The following is a 13,669-nucleotide window of genomic DNA, read 5'->3' as shown; positions in this document are numbered from 1 at the left end:
TAAGAAGATACTCTATTATAGAGTGCCTTAGAAGCGGTATTCGATACCAGCACCAACAACAGTTGGGTTTACGTCATCATGAACACGGACGCGCCCACCTGTAATGGGATTGCCGCGCTTGCTGAGATGGACGCTCTGATTAAGCAGCAGGATTTGTTTGATGTCGAAGTTGAAGAACCAATTGCCAACCAGCTGATAATCAAAGCCGAGATTGAAGCTTGGGCCGACATTGGTCTTCATGTGCATCGCATCAAAGACGGCACCATTGCCAATACCATTGAGGTTTTTAGCGGCGTGCATATTGTGGAAGATAGCCACTGTGATGCCAAGCCCAGCATAGGGGTTAAAGCGTTTATGTGGGCGGAAATGGTAAGCTGCTGTCAGCGTTGGGGGGAGAATCCAGAAGCTACCAGCATCCAGCTTGCCGAGCTTACCTACATGGGCTGCAGCCTCATGACGGGTGGAAGATGCGATGAGATCTAATGATAAATGATCCGTCAGGAAATATTCGAGCGTTAGCTCTGGCATAGCCTGATTGGTAACAGATGTATTGTGACGGAACACATTACCACCTGCGAGCGTTGCAGCGGGAGAGCCTTCTGCCAGACGCACGCGGGAACCTGTATTATTTGTAATCACTCCAAGAGCGGAGAGACGTACAACGAAATCGCCCTTCCCAAAGCCGATTTTTGTGCTAGCGCATGTCTTAAAGAGGCCACAATGCTCATTTGCCGGCGGCTGAAGATGAATCGAGGCATCCGGAGCCGCTTGCATGGTTGTGGTGGTCGTTACAGGAGCTCTAGCAGATGGAGCATCTGCTTTAGCAACCCCGAAAGAAGTGGCTCCAAATGTCACTAGCGCGGCTGCGGCCATCCGGGTGAAGGTGCGGCTCATGGTTGGATAAGACCCTCAATATGGTTTAAGACGATAAGACGGAAGATGGATAAAAGTTAATCGTTCCTCTCTGTCTCCTAAAACGCTTTTTTTGCTATGGCAAGAGGAAAGTTATAACTGTAATAGATTTAAAAGAATAAACTATTAAAGCTTTAATTTTCAATAGAGATAGCTTTTTCCAATAACTGTTATCGGAAGAGTTGCTTTTCCATCTTGAGATTGCATCGCCTATGCCGTAACGGAGTGCCAAAATCAGCGGGCAAAGGATTGGCTATGGAGCGTGACTTGATGGAGGCTGTAAAGGAGCGTTGCAGCAACTGCCCGGGTCGGATTGTAAGTATATGCAATGTTATAAATGATAGTGACCTGCCTGCATTAGTTGCTGAATCCTCTAGAGTTATTATCCCTCCGGGGCGTTGTTTTATAGAAGAGGGAACGCCAGCGCGTTATTTTTATGTCCTCACGAGCGGGCGAGTAAAGCTTTTTAATTTGATGGTGGATGGTCGCCGGCAGATTATTGGATTTGCAGATTTAGGTAATTTTTTGGGCCTTGCGTCCTCCGAGACATATGAGTTCACCGCTGAGGCTCTTGGTGAGGCTGTGTTATGCCGTTTCTCCCATTCTTCTATCGATCGCTTAATAGAGCGTTTCCCTCGTTTGCGTGGGCGGTTGCAAAAGGAGGCCTCAAGCGAGCTTGTTAAGATGCAGTCGCGTCTTATGCTGTTGGGGCGTAAAACAGCACGGGAGCGACTTGCGACCTTCCTTATGGAGCAGGCCCGCCCTTGTTGTGTCTATGGGAAGGTATGGTGCAATGAGGATGGCCCTGTTACCTTGTCTTTGCCTATGTCCCGGACAGATATTGCCGATTATTTAGGTCTGACTATTGAGACGGTTAGCCGGACCTTCAGCACCTTTAAGAAGGAAGGGCTGATTAGCATAAAAGGGGCCAGCTCTGTTACATTGCTTGCTGTAGGTAGCTTGAATAATTTGGCGAATGGGATGTTATAAGAGGCATGTCAAGCCTTGGTGAATGGCCTTTTTGTAACTTTATTAAAGGCCGTTCTGTGGTGTAAGGACAGTGACACGTCTTTGCGTATTCATGAGGAGTTTAGCATGAAAAACCGTATTCTTTTTTCCACGATGCTGCTGGCATCTTCTTTCGCTCTCATTCCGCAGGCTCATGCTTATGATCCGAATGACCCGCTCTCTGTTCAGAGCAGCTTGGATAGCGTCTCCAAATCTATCCAGAATGAAGAAGGGAAGATCAAAGCCCTTCAAGACAAATACGCTGGGGCTCCTGCTCGTGAGCGTGCTAAGCTGCAAAGGCGCATTGATGCGATGAAGTCTGACCTTAAGCAGCGTCAGGAGAAACTTCAGAACTTGCGTGATAAGTACAAGAACTTAGCATCCGATAAAAAAGCTGAGTTACAGAAAAACATTGATGATCGTAAGCAGCAGATCAAAGACCTGCGTGATAAGTATAAGAATGCTCCTGCTGAGCAGAAGCAGAAGATTAAGGACCAGGTTGATGCTCAGAAGAAGAGCTGGGATGATCAAAAACAGAGTCTGAAGGATATGCACGATAGCAACGTGCAGGCTGGTAAGGACTTTGTACATTCCTTAAAGGGTGGGTTCTAATCGACACCCTTGTATAAAGGTTAGTCTTATCAGGCTGATAGCAGGGGGTCGCTCTTAGGGCGGCCCCTTGTTCTTTTGGTATAACCCCTCCATATAGAGGGCGATAATAGAGACAGACGTTCTCGGGGCAGGGTGTAATTCCCTACCGGCGGTGTTGGTGGCCCTAGGCTACCTCAGCCCGCGAGCGTCCTACCCTTCGGGGTAGGAGACAAGCAGACTCGGTGTGATTCCGGGGCCGACGGTGATAGTCCGGATGAGAGAGAATGCGTTTTTCTGCTTCTGCTATGGTGTTATGCCCATCATGGCGGGGGGAGAAGGCGTGACGTCGCCGCGAACGTCCCTGAGATGATTGGGGACTGATGATGACTATTGTGTCGGATAAGGCACAGCAGATAGGTGAGACCTCCCCGTCCCTAACGGCGGTACGGGCTGGGTTTCAGCAGGCTATTAAGGAAGCCGTGCAGACGATGGGAGCAACAGCTCCTAATCCATCCGTTGGTTGTGCGCTGCTGGATGGTGAGGGGCGGCTCCTCGCGGTTGGGGCGCATCCCGCAGCAGGCCAAGCTCATGCAGAGATTATGGCACTAGAGCAAGCGCGTATGCGTGGGGTGCTGGAGCAAGCCCGCATTGCCCTTGTAACGCTGGAGCCCTGTAATCATCATGGGCGTACCCCGCCTTGTAGCGAGGCATTAAAGCAAAGCCCTGTGCAAACCATTTGGATTGGCACACGCGATCCTAACCCAATGGCGGCAGGTGGGGCGGCTCATTTAGCGGCTGGGCCTGCATCCAAAGAGGTGCGGTTTGTAGCAGAGGAACCTGCTTTAGCCACCTTTGCGCGGGAATGTCAGGCATTAAATGCGCCATTTACCCAGCGCGTAACACAAGGCCGCCCGTGGTTGAGTGTGAAGCAAGCGTTGGATGAACAAGGGAGTATGATTCCTCCCAAAGGGCAGAAAACCTTTACCTCCCCAGCATCGTTGCAGTTGGCGCATCAGCTCCGTCGTGCCTGTGATGCACTTGTAACAGGGGTGGGGACAGTCTTAGCCGATACGCCCTCTTTTACCGTGCGGCATGTCGCAGACCATAAAGCGCGCGCTTCTCGGCCTTTGATTGTGTTGGATAGGCACAACCGCCTTCCTCGTGCGTGGGTTTATGCGCGAGAGGCGGAGGGGTTTCATGTGGAACAATGCCGCGACCTTTCAGCCATGCCCGCTCTATTGGGCGAGATGGGGGTGAATTGGGCCTTGATAGAGGCTGGCCCTACTTTGTTGGAGAGTGTGAAGGCCGCTGGTTTATGGGATGATTGGCTGACCATTCATCATCGGGGCGGTGGTGAAGCAGATCATTACACTATGACGCTACGGCACGGGGAGGATGGGGCGATAAGCCCAATCCAACTGCTGCGTATCTATGGGGGATGAAAGATGTTTTCTGGCATTATTGAGCATGTAGGTGAGGTGCAGTCCGTCTCTTTGCGGGATAAAGCGATGGATATGCGCATCGCTACGCATTTTACGGACCTTACCGAAGGGGAAAGCATCGCAACCAATGGTGTGTGCTTAACCGTTACCCATTTTACGCCAGAGGGTGTGGCGGACTTCCATTTAAGTGGGGAGACATTAGCCCGTACCTCTCTTGGTGCGTTAACCGCTGGGGCCCGTGTGAATCTAGAGCGTGCGGTGAGCTTACATACCCGCCTCTCCGGCCATATTGTGCAAGGCCATGTTGATGGGGTGGGGGTTCTAACCCATAAGGAAGCAGCGGGGGACTCGCATCATTTACGCATCTTTATGCCAGCGGCGTTACGCCGTTATGTTATTGAGAAAGGCTCCATCACCATCAATGGGATTAGCCTGACAGTGAATGAGATTTACGAGGCGATTCAGCATGATGGGCAACAGGGCTTCGAAATCGGCCTGATGATTATCCCTCATACATGGACTCATACCGACCTCTCGACACTCAAAAACGGCGCACGCGTGAATCTGGAGGTCGATATGATGGCGAAATATATCGAGACACTCCTTCGTCATAGCCCAGAGGAAGCCTTACTTTATAAAGGGAGCCAGCCGTGACACGCGCAGAGCTTGTAGAGATGTCCCCTACATTAAGGGCGGCGATTCAGGCGGTGCGGGAAGGCCGCATGGTCGTGATGGTGGATGATGAAGACCGGGAGAATGAGGGCGATTTGATTCTTCCGGCACAATTTGCCACAGCAGAGGCCATTACCTTTATGGCGCGGCAGGCTTGTGGGTTGATTTGCCTCTCCTTAGAGGCAGAGCAGATTGAGCGGTTGGGCCTCCCCCCAATGGTGGCAGAAAATCGTGACCCACGCGGCACGGCTTTTACGGTGTCGATTGAGGCGGCACATGGTGTGACCACTGGCATTTCCGCTGCTGAGCGTGCCCATACGATTCAGGTTGCTTCTGCCCCAGATGCAGGGCCAGAGGATATTATCTCACCGGGCCATATGTTCCCTTTACGGGCGAACCCAGACGGTGTGATGGCGCGGGAAGGCCATACAGAGGGGGCTGTGGACCTCATGCGCTTGGCGGGGCTGCGTCCTGCTGGGGTGATTTGCGAGATTATGGCTGAGGATGGCACGATGATGCGCCTGCCAGAGCTACGGCTTTACGCGCACCGCCATGGCTTGCCGTTAGTCTCCATTGCCGAGATGCGCCGTTGGATTGCGGCCCATGGTCGTGCCGATGTTGGAGAGATTGGCTCAGTAGAGCAGCTCCCTCCTGAAGCGGTTGATTGCGCTGTTGCAGATTTACCGACTTGGTGCGGTGGGGAGGGGATGCGCGCTCATGCATTTCGTGGTGCTGATGGGGTGGAGCATCTCGCTCTCGTCAAAGGGGATGTAACGCAACATACCCCTCTAGTGCGTTTACATTCCGAATGTGTAACGGGGGATGCGTTAGGTTCGCTGCGGTGCGATTGTGGCCAGCAGTTGCAAGAAGCCCTCAAGCGCATTTCTATCGCTGAAGCGGGTATTTTACTGTATATGCGCGGGCATGAAGGGCGCGGTATTGGTCTTGTGAACAAAATCCGCGCTTATGAGTTGCAGGAGCAAGGGATGGACACTATTGCGGCGAATGAAGCCCTTGGCCTCCCTGCGGATGCACGGCGGTGGGACATGGCCGCCCAAATGTTGGCCGCATTAGGGGTGACGCGTTTGCGGCTTTTGACCAATAACCCGGAGAAAGAGCGCGGCTTAAAAGAGGCTGGCTTGGTTGTAGAAGGGGTAGAACGCCTCGTCATCCCGGCAAACCCGTTTAATCGCCATTATCTTGAGACAAAACGGACCCGTATGGGTCACGCTCTATAGGAGATTGTTTGATGAGCAAACATATTGCTACAGCCCCTGCCAATTTGCAGCTTACCCCAGCCCCGAAGCTTGCCCTTTTGGTAAGTCGTTTTAATCCTGATGTTACTGGTGGGTTGCGCAATGGCGCGTTAGAGTGGTTGAAAGAACGTGGCATTGATGAGAGCGTTGATATATACGAGGCTCCCGGTGCGTTTGAGCTACCTATTATGGCCCAACATCTTGCCCGCAAAGGCATTTATGAGGGCGTTATCTGCCTTGGTTGTGTCATTAAGGGAGATACGGCTCATTTTGAGTTCATTTCTCTAGGGGTGACCATCGGCATTATGCAAGCGCAGCTGGAGACGAATGTACCGGTCTCTTTTGGTATCCTAACAACCTATACAGAGGACCAAGCCGTTACACGCTCCCGCAGTGATGAGCATAATAAAGGCCGCGAAGCCGCCGCTGCCTGTGTAGAAACTGTTGCCTTTCTGAGGAAGTAAGGAGATGCAGGGGCGGATATAGCTCCGCCCCCTGTCTCATGGTTGGTGTGGACATTCACGGTGAAAGTCCACCACAATATGGTTATCGCGTTTATATAGATTATAAAAACGCCTTTTAATAATCGCATCATAAGAGCAAGAGGCACGTATATTTAAGGCTTCTCTTTGTGGATAGTTACTATCCTCTGCATCCTCAGGAACAAAGGAAGCGTTTTCTTGCAGGCCCTTCTTTCTTAATAGATTGAAGGGGGTCGTCCATATAGTATACAATGGGGGGGGATCAATAAGAGACCGCCTGTGACGTAAAACTGCTTCTGCTGTAGATAGTATTGGAGTGTCGATAACCATCTCTTGGTTTGGTAGTTTAGAATTTGTGTGCTCTAGGGACGTCATTTTTTGTTCAACTGTATGGCGAGTTAGCATACGGAGGGTAGTATTATGTCCATCAGAGATGGAATATATATCATCTACTAGGTTTTCAGCTATATGTTCATTGAGAGAAAAGGTATCGTGCAAATAATTTCCCCACTGGTAAGCGAAAATAAATTGTATAAAGAGAGCATAGGAAGCTAATAGAATTGTACACTTATTCTTTATGAAAGAAGGATGACTTCCTATAAGAAAGAAGTTAGCCGTACATAATAGAACACCATTTGCCATTAATGATCGTCCATCATATATTGGGTAGTTTAGAATAATCATTGTTCCGGATAAAGTAAAAAAAAGCATGGCTAGAAGAAGAATTGATATAAGAAATTCAGTAAAATTACCTTTCATGTATATAACGCGTATCATATTAAATAAACCTATTAATAAGATTATTCCTAAGGCAATTTCAAGATTTCCCCCTTGCAAGCCAAATTCGGAAAGTGCTCGACGAGATATTGCAAGGAAGTTATTCATTATTTTTTGATGGTCAAATGTAATTGCGCTGTGATTTTTACTGTAAATATCTATTTTTATAAAGAAAATTTCAATTTTATAAATAAGTATAGAAAAGATAATGCAAATTATATTTTTTGAGAAATACTGAAATATGGATTTTCGCTCATCGAGCTTTCGTAGTGAAGAAAAAACAACAAGGGCTAAAACAGTGTTGATGGATACCTGATATAAGTTTAGCGAACATAGAAGAAGAACTATTTTGTAACCATAAGTTTTTATGTGCCATTTATCGTCTGGCACGGAGACGCTTAATATCGCGCAAGCCAGAGCGAGGCTCATAGTAAGACTGTCAAAACGGTAAGATAAGTTTTGTAAGAAAAACGAATAACAAGGGATACAGGCAAGAGACAGAACGGCTGAAAGCGTATTCGTTTGCCATTTAAGGGATAAAATACTCAGGCTGAAGGCCAAAGCTATTATAGCAAGGATTTGCGGTAGAGGTGCAATATCAAAAGCAAATTTAGAGCAGTTAAGGAAGCGGAATATAAATTCAGATAAAGCTCTACCAGTATGCCAGAAGGAAATTTCATGGTTAACTGTTCTTGGGTAGTCGTCATAATAAAAGGCGTTTGTATGTATAATAGGATACAGGAAAAAGGCTAGAATAATAAAAAATGTTAACAATCTATAAATAAGCATTTTATTATTTTGGAGGGAAGAAAACATAAGTGCTATCCTTATTAAAATAGGGTGAATTATTCTAACTTCTTAAAGGTGTACCGTCAAGATGGTGGTTTTTTATCTTATGCTCGCCTCGTATGGAGCTAGTGGCGTTTACGGATGATATATACAGGGCGTTGTTTAGTTTCCATGTAAATTCTACCAATATATTCTCCGAGTATCCCGACAGTTATCATTTGAATGCTTCCAAAGAAGAGAATAGCAAAAAAGATGGATGTATACCCTTGTGTTCCATTTCCATAAAGTAATTTATGGAAAACAACAAAAAAACCATAAATGATAGATAAAATAGCACCTATAGTGCCGAGATAGGTCCATATTCGGAGTGGAATGGTAGAGAAGCTGGTGAAGCCTTCTAATGCAAGGTTCCATAAGGAAAGCGGAGTAAATTTGCTCTCTCCCGTTTCTCGAGCTTGCCTTTTATATGTGAGAGTTTCTGTTTTGAAGCCAACATAGGCAAAAAGTCCTTTCATAAAGCGTTGGCGTTCTGGCAATAGTTTTAGCGCATCAATGACGCAACGATCTATAAGGCGAAAGTCTCCAACATTTTCTGGTATTTTTAAAGGAGAAAGCGCATTATGAGTCCGGTAGAATAAGCTTGCGGTGAAACGTTTGAGGACATGGTCTGTCGTCCGGTCGGAACGTTTTGCTAAAACGACCTCCGTGCCCTCCTCCCATTTTTTCACCATTTGAGGGATAAGAGAGGGGTCGTCCTGTAAGTCTGCGTCAATAATGATAGCAGCGTCTCCTGTGGCTTCATCAAGGCCGGCGGTCATAGCAGCTTCTTTACCAAAATTTCTGGAGAACTCAATGATTTTAAGTCGATTATCTTGTTCTTGTAAACTGGTAGCAATTTCAAGAGTTTTGTCTGAGCTTCCATCATCAATTAAAAGAACTTTCCATGTGATATGGGGAATATTGTCAAGGATGTTGTTTAGGGCGTGTAAAGACTTAATAATATTTTTTTCCTCATTGTGGCATGGGATTATTACTGAAATGACGCGAGAAATCATTTGGGTATCATACTCCAGAGAGGAACGCTCTTGGTTGCTTTTAGAAAGGGGATCATCTTTTTTCAAGAGAAATATGTATCTTATAGACACAGAGATTAAAATGTATTACAAAAGCCTCGCTCTCTCTAAGAATAAGGTAATGAGTTATGGAAAAGGTAAAAAAAAGTAGTATATTACCTATTATTTTAATAATTTATGGAGTATTTGTTGCGTATAGGGGGGTCTTCTCTCTTTGGAAAGTTGATAGCGATATAGCTGTTTTTCCTGTCATGATTAGATACTTTCTAACGGAGGGATGGAGTGCCCTTAAAACATTTCATTTTCCAATAGATAATTGGTTTTTTTCGATTATTATTCCGTATGGAATTGTATTTCATTTTTTTGGTGAACAATCAACGCTTCTCCTTGTGTTGGGTGCTGTTGTTTTTTGTCTTACGGCTTTTTTTGCCGGACTTTTGGTTTTTAAGCTTTCTAGTCTAAATCAAGGACTTTGGTGTGGGGCTTTAATATTAGCTGCACCACAAATTGCGTTAGGGCGTGGTGGGTTCTTGTTATACTCAGTAGCACACAATGCTTCGATGCTTTGGGGATTGTTTGGAGTTTTATTGTGCTTTCTTTCGATTAGAAAACAAAATATTTTTTTTCTTATTCTTTCTGGAGTTGTTTTCTCTCTTTCATCTTTTTCTGATCCGTGGATGTTGCCAGTATTTGTTCTTCCAATAATCATTTCGTCATTTATAATGTTCTTTTTAGAATCTGGTCGGAAAAGGTTGTTCTATACAGTATGGTTTTTTATAGGACTTTTTGTAATTATTTTTTCTGAAACGCATTGTTTGGGATTGTTCCCTATAAGTGCAATATACAAAAAAGGTTTTACAAGTGTTAATCTTTCGTGGAAGTCTATTATTTTTACCTCAGCTTCTGTGTCTTATTATTTCAATTTTATTCCGCTTCTTAACTTTAATAATTTTTACAGTATTTTGTTGAGTGAAGAAAAAAGAAATATTTTGTTGTACTATATAGCAATGGTTATAAACTTTTTTATTTTCTTTTCCATAGTCTATGCACTCATCAGGTCGATAAAAAGAAAATATATTTTTTTTGAAAGAGAGAATTTGTTTGTTTTTATATTGTTTATTTTGTCAATTTTAGGCATTTTTTCAGCCTCCGTTGTGTTTAAAGGTGTTAATAACATCCGTCTGGCAAGATACATTGTCAATATATACTATGCTTTGATTATATGTGTATGCTTGTTGCCGTGGAAGTCAATGGATCCGAGTATCCGTAAGAAGTTTTATGCTTTGGGTTTTTTATTTCTATCAGCTAGTATTTTGAGCAATAAAAGCGTTTGGAAGGGGCCTGCTCTTTTATCATCCTTTGATGTAGAGAATGAAGTGATTTCATTTTTAAATAATGAACAGATTCAGTATGCTTACGGAGACTATTGGGGGGTGGAAGCGCATACTATCACATGGAAAAGTCATTATGAGAAAGTTGTGCGTCCTCTTCTTTATACGATGGATTATCATGGATTCTTACCGACGATTTGGACGTCTCCAAATTGGTATCACGTGCCGTCTTCACAGAAGTGGGTTTTTGTTCTGACTAACCTAGGTGATGATAGAGTCTGTCCTCCATATCCATCATGTAGAGAAGCTGTTCTGAATCAGTTTGGTTCACCACTCTACATAAAGCAAAAACATCAGGTTACATTTTTTGTATATGCAGGGAACAAAATGAATCTGCCATATGATATTAATGTTGAAAATTGGAAGAAACCTCTGAGTATATCTTATGATTCGGTGTTGTCGTGGAAAGATTTTTATCCAGAAATAGAGCTGAATGGTAATAACCTTATTTCGGTTGATGGTTGGGAGTGGGCCAAGCATGGAGTGGTGACTACGGAGGAATATGCAACTGTCCATGTGCCGGTTTTAGATAGGTCTTCCACTCTAGTGAGAATGTGGGTGCATCTTTCTTCAAATAAAATGGATCAATTACCTGTAGATGTTCTTTATAGAGGTAAGGTAGTAGCGCAGTGGGTGGTGCCATCACATGAATCTATCTATTATTTAGAACTTCCCATTGAGCCAGGTCAAAATAGTTTGGACTATCAATTCCATATTCTTAATTACAAGGCAAAACAAAAACCGGTTAATGGGATAAGGATGTATCGGGTTAAAGTGCTGGATCATGGAGGATGAGGTTATGGTGTATTGTTTTCATGCAGGTAGTGGTTGTTTAATACTTATATGATAATTAGAATTTTTCTTGTGAGAGGTGTTTGTAGAGGGTGATATATGAAGAGTTACGATGATATAAAAATAGCTATTTTAATACCGTGTTATAATGAAGAAATGGCTATAGGACAGGTTGTTCGTTCATTTCGGGAGGTTATGAGGGATGTCCCGATTTATGTTTATGATAATAATTCTACTGATAAAACTATAGATGTCGCCCGATATGCTGGGGCTATTGTACGTACTGAGACCTTGCAAGGGAAGGGACATGTTGTCCGGCGCATGTTTTCGGACATAGAGGCAGATTTCTATGTACTTGTTGATGGCGATGCAACGTATGAGGTTGAGGCGGCCCCTAAACTTTTGAAGATGGCGTATGAGCAGGGGCTGGACATGGTAAATGGGGCGCGTGTTACAACACAGAAGGCAGCTTATCGGCGTGGCCATGTTTTAGGCAATAAGTTGCTAACAGGGTTAGTGACGTTGATATTTGGGCGTCGTCTTACGGATATGCTGTCAGGTTATCGTGTTTTTTCAAAGCGTTTTGTTAAGTCTTTCCCATCGTTATCAAGAGGCTTTGAAATTGAGACGGAGTTTACCATTCATGCTTTGGGGCTTGGTTTGCCTATAGGGGAAATACCTACAAAGTATGTAGAACGCCCTCAAGGGAGTGTCTCTAAATTGAAAACATATCAAGATGGTATAAGAATATTAGGCACTATCGTTAATATCGTGAGGCTTGAGAAACCTTTTTCTCTTTTCTCGATTATTGCATTTATTTTATTTGTTTCCGGTATTTCTCTAGGCTGGCCTATAATATCATTTTATTTAGATCATGGCATTGTTCCTAGGCTTCCTACGGCAATATTATCTGTATCGCTTATTATATTATCTTTTTTAAGTTTTGTATGTGGTTTAATATTAGATACAGTAGCTATTGCCCGGAAGGAAAAGAAATACTTAGCTTACCTTTCTTATCCAATAAAATTCTTAGAGAAAAAATAGGAGAAGGAGATAATAGATATGATAACAAAGAAGAATATAATTTCACTTATATGGATATTCTCTGCGTTGTGGAGTGTTGTGAGTATTCTAAGTTGGTCTCATTTTCCGGTTGAATATAGAGAGGAGGGGGTAAGGTTAACGTTCAATAGTATGATGGAACATATGCTTCATGGGAAATTTGATGTTGCCCCATGGACCGTGCAAGAGGAGGGGTTTCTGCGTGATGGCAGAGTATATGCTTATTGGGGTATTTTTCCTGCCTTTTTAAGAATACCTATTTTATTATTTCCTAATGGGCTTCATTTGGATATAACGCGCCTTTCATCTATAATTGCTCTTCTTATTATACTGTTCTTTAATTATAGGATATGGGATTTTTTGTCTTGCAAGTTTTTTCAAGAAGCGCGATGGGCCTCTGTAAGCTTGGCCATTGTATTTGCTTTCTCAGGTGAGCAAGTATGTTTTTTCGAGCATAAATTGTATCAAGAGGTTTGTTTTTGGTCATTAGCTTTTGCGGGATGGTTTATATATTCCGCTATACAAACAATATTTGATGAGACCTATTGGCGGCAAGCTGGCCCTTCTATGGCGATTGCTGCTAGTGGTGCGTTGTTGACGCGTGTCTCTATGGGGATTGGCTTATATGCTGCTTTATTGTGTTTTTTAGTGTATTTCACGTATAAGGCTTGTTTAAAATCAAAGCAGAAGGATTTAACAGGCTCAATAAAGTTGATTCTGCTGCCAGTTGTTTTATCCGGGCTTGGGATAGTCATTACGGCTTATGTTAATTATGAGAGGTGGGGGAACCCTCTAACATTTGCGAATTATAACTTATATTTATATAATATTGAGTATCCTGACCGTCTTTTTAGAACAAAATTATATGGATTATTTAATATTCATAGGTTTTATTTGGGTTTCATATATTTCTTTTTTCCTATATGGGTTTTCCAAAAACATGATGGGACGTTTCTGTTTCAACAGCAATTTACCAAACTAATTGACGCGAATGAGTTACCTGCGAGTAGTTTCTTTTTAACAGATGGGTTCATGATGCTCTGTGGGGGCATTTTCCTATGGACTCTTTTATTTAATAGGAGGAAGGATATATTCTCTTTTCATCGATTGTTGGTTGGAGCAGTCATTATATCATTAGGTATCCCTGCTTTTTTGATGATGATAGCGATTAGTATGAATTACCGGTATCGGGCGGAGTTTTATCCGGACATTATTCTATTGGGAGCGTTGGGGCTTATTTATATTGTTAGGTATAAGAGTGACGTTCCATATCTTAAGAAAATATTGATGGCACTTATTGTAGTTAGTGTTTTAGTATCTAATTTTAATTCTCTTTTATATGGATTCTCTGAGTTGGGACCATGTTATCCATACATGCCGCATGGGGTTGGATATTATTACTACCACAAAATCTTTAAGTGA

12 protein-coding genes and 1 riboswitch are annotated in these 13,669 nt (G+C 43.8%); of the genes, 9 read left to right on the top strand and 3 right to left on the bottom strand.

What is annotated here, in order from left to right:
• Nucleotides 1–27: 27 nt before the first annotated feature.
• Entirely contained in the window at nucleotides 28–894 is an 867-nt protein-coding gene (locus tag GM556_RS07850) for an OmpW family protein (RefSeq protein WP_155579753.1), read from the bottom strand.
• A 273-nt stretch (nucleotides 895–1,167) separates the two neighbouring features.
• On the opposite strand from GM556_RS07850, the gene GM556_RS07845 reads away from it, so the two are divergent.
• From GM556_RS07845 to ribH, 6 genes are all read left to right on the top strand, one after another.
• On the top strand, nucleotides 1,168–1,902 hold the full coding sequence (locus GM556_RS07845) for a Crp/Fnr family transcriptional regulator (RefSeq protein WP_230873353.1): 735 nt from the start codon (nucleotides 1,168–1,170) through the stop codon (nucleotides 1,900–1,902).
• A 105-nt stretch (nucleotides 1,903–2,007) separates the two neighbouring features.
• On the top strand, nucleotides 2,008–2,532 hold the full coding sequence (locus GM556_RS07840) for a hypothetical protein (protein ID WP_155572545.1): 525 nt from the start codon (nucleotides 2,008–2,010) through the stop codon (nucleotides 2,530–2,532).
• Between the two features lie 114 nt (nucleotides 2,533–2,646).
• Nucleotides 2,647–2,801, top strand: a riboswitch (FMN riboswitch).
• A 93-nt stretch (nucleotides 2,802–2,894) separates the two neighbouring features.
• Nucleotides 2,895–3,953: a bifunctional diaminohydroxyphosphoribosylaminopyrimidine deaminase/5-amino-6-(5-phosphoribosylamino)uracil reductase RibD gene (ribD, locus tag GM556_RS07835; protein WP_155579816.1), complete on the top strand. Its 1,059-nt coding sequence runs from the start codon at nucleotides 2,895–2,897 to the stop codon at nucleotides 3,951–3,953.
• A 3-nt stretch (nucleotides 3,954–3,956) separates the two neighbouring features.
• Nucleotides 3,957–4,607, top strand: a complete 651-nt coding sequence (locus tag GM556_RS07830) for a riboflavin synthase (protein ID WP_099026574.1) — start codon at nucleotides 3,957–3,959, stop codon at nucleotides 4,605–4,607.
• Nucleotides 4,608–4,627: 20 nt separating this feature from the next.
• A complete protein-coding gene (ribB, locus tag GM556_RS07825; protein WP_155573415.1) occupies nucleotides 4,628–5,863 on the top strand; it encodes a 3,4-dihydroxy-2-butanone-4-phosphate synthase in 1,236 nt (411 codons plus the stop codon).
• A gap of 11 nt (nucleotides 5,864–5,874) precedes the next feature.
• Nucleotides 5,875–6,345 carry a 6,7-dimethyl-8-ribityllumazine synthase gene (gene ribH, locus GM556_RS07820; protein ID WP_155579752.1) on the top strand — a complete coding sequence of 157 codons (471 nt, stop codon included), beginning with the start codon at nucleotides 5,875–5,877 and terminating at the stop codon, nucleotides 6,343–6,345.
• Nucleotides 6,346–6,381: 36 nt separating this feature from the next.
• On the opposite strand, the gene GM556_RS07815 is transcribed toward ribH, so the two are convergent.
• Together GM556_RS07815 and GM556_RS07810 are read right to left on the bottom strand one after the other, a co-directional pair.
• Complete coding sequence (locus tag GM556_RS07815) at nucleotides 6,382–7,956, bottom strand: glucosyltransferase domain-containing protein (RefSeq protein ID WP_155579751.1); 1,575 nt, start codon at nucleotides 7,954–7,956, stop codon at nucleotides 6,382–6,384.
• Between the two features lie 98 nt (nucleotides 7,957–8,054).
• The gene (locus GM556_RS07810) at nucleotides 8,055–9,050 is read right to left on the bottom strand and encodes a glycosyltransferase family 2 protein (protein ID WP_230873351.1); all 996 of its coding nucleotides are present in this window, start codon (nucleotides 9,048–9,050) and stop codon (nucleotides 8,055–8,057) included.
• Between the two features lie 80 nt (nucleotides 9,051–9,130).
• Here GM556_RS07810 and GM556_RS07805 point away from each other — a divergent pair, with 80 nt between their 5' ends.
• The 3 genes from GM556_RS07805 (at nucleotide 9,131) to GM556_RS07795 (ending at nucleotide 13,669) form a co-directional block, all read left to right on the top strand.
• The gene (locus GM556_RS07805) at nucleotides 9,131–11,188 is read left to right on the top strand and encodes a hypothetical protein (RefSeq protein WP_155579750.1); all 2,058 of its coding nucleotides are present in this window, start codon (nucleotides 9,131–9,133) and stop codon (nucleotides 11,186–11,188) included.
• 96 nt (nucleotides 11,189–11,284) lie between these two features.
• On the top strand, nucleotides 11,285–12,229 hold the full coding sequence (locus tag GM556_RS07800) for a glycosyltransferase family 2 protein (protein ID WP_155579749.1): 945 nt from the start codon (nucleotides 11,285–11,287) through the stop codon (nucleotides 12,227–12,229).
• 18 nt (nucleotides 12,230–12,247) lie between these two features.
• Nucleotides 12,248–13,669, top strand: a complete 1,422-nt coding sequence (locus tag GM556_RS07795; protein WP_155579748.1) for a hypothetical protein — start codon at nucleotides 12,248–12,250, stop codon at nucleotides 13,667–13,669.

Source organism: Bombella sp. ESL0378 (genome assembly GCF_009725845.1).
GTDB lineage: Bacteria > Pseudomonadota > Alphaproteobacteria > Acetobacterales > Acetobacteraceae > Bombella > Bombella pollinis.
This window is presented reverse-complemented; position numbering and strand designations above follow the sequence as displayed.

Excerpts from the sequence above, each read along its gene's own strand:
- GM556_RS07850 (WP_155579753.1), bottom strand. The coding sequence starts at position 894 with ATGAGCCGCACCTTCACCCGGATGGCCGCAGCCGCGCTAGTGACATTT.
- GM556_RS07845 (WP_230873353.1), top strand. The coding sequence starts at position 1,168 with ATGGAGCGTGACTTGATGGAGGCTGTAAAGGAGCGTTGCAGCAACTGC.
- GM556_RS07840 (WP_155572545.1), top strand. The coding sequence starts at position 2,008 with ATGAAAAACCGTATTCTTTTTTCCACGATGCTGCTGGCATCTTCTTTC.
- ribD (WP_155579816.1), top strand. The coding sequence starts at position 2,895 with ATGACTATTGTGTCGGATAAGGCACAGCAGATAGGTGAGACCTCCCCG.
- GM556_RS07830 (WP_099026574.1), top strand. The coding sequence starts at position 3,957 with ATGTTTTCTGGCATTATTGAGCATGTAGGTGAGGTGCAGTCCGTCTCT.
- ribB (WP_155573415.1), top strand. The coding sequence starts at position 4,628 with ATGTCCCCTACATTAAGGGCGGCGATTCAGGCGGTGCGGGAAGGCCGC.
- ribH (WP_155579752.1), top strand. The coding sequence starts at position 5,875 with ATGAGCAAACATATTGCTACAGCCCCTGCCAATTTGCAGCTTACCCCA.
- GM556_RS07815 (WP_155579751.1), bottom strand. The coding sequence starts at position 7,956 with ATGTTTTCTTCCCTCCAAAATAATAAAATGCTTATTTATAGATTGTTA.
- GM556_RS07805 (WP_155579750.1), top strand. The coding sequence starts at position 9,131 with ATGGAAAAGGTAAAAAAAAGTAGTATATTACCTATTATTTTAATAATT.
- GM556_RS07800 (WP_155579749.1), top strand. The coding sequence starts at position 11,285 with ATGAAGAGTTACGATGATATAAAAATAGCTATTTTAATACCGTGTTAT.
- GM556_RS07795 (WP_155579748.1), top strand. The coding sequence starts at position 12,248 with ATGATAACAAAGAAGAATATAATTTCACTTATATGGATATTCTCTGCG.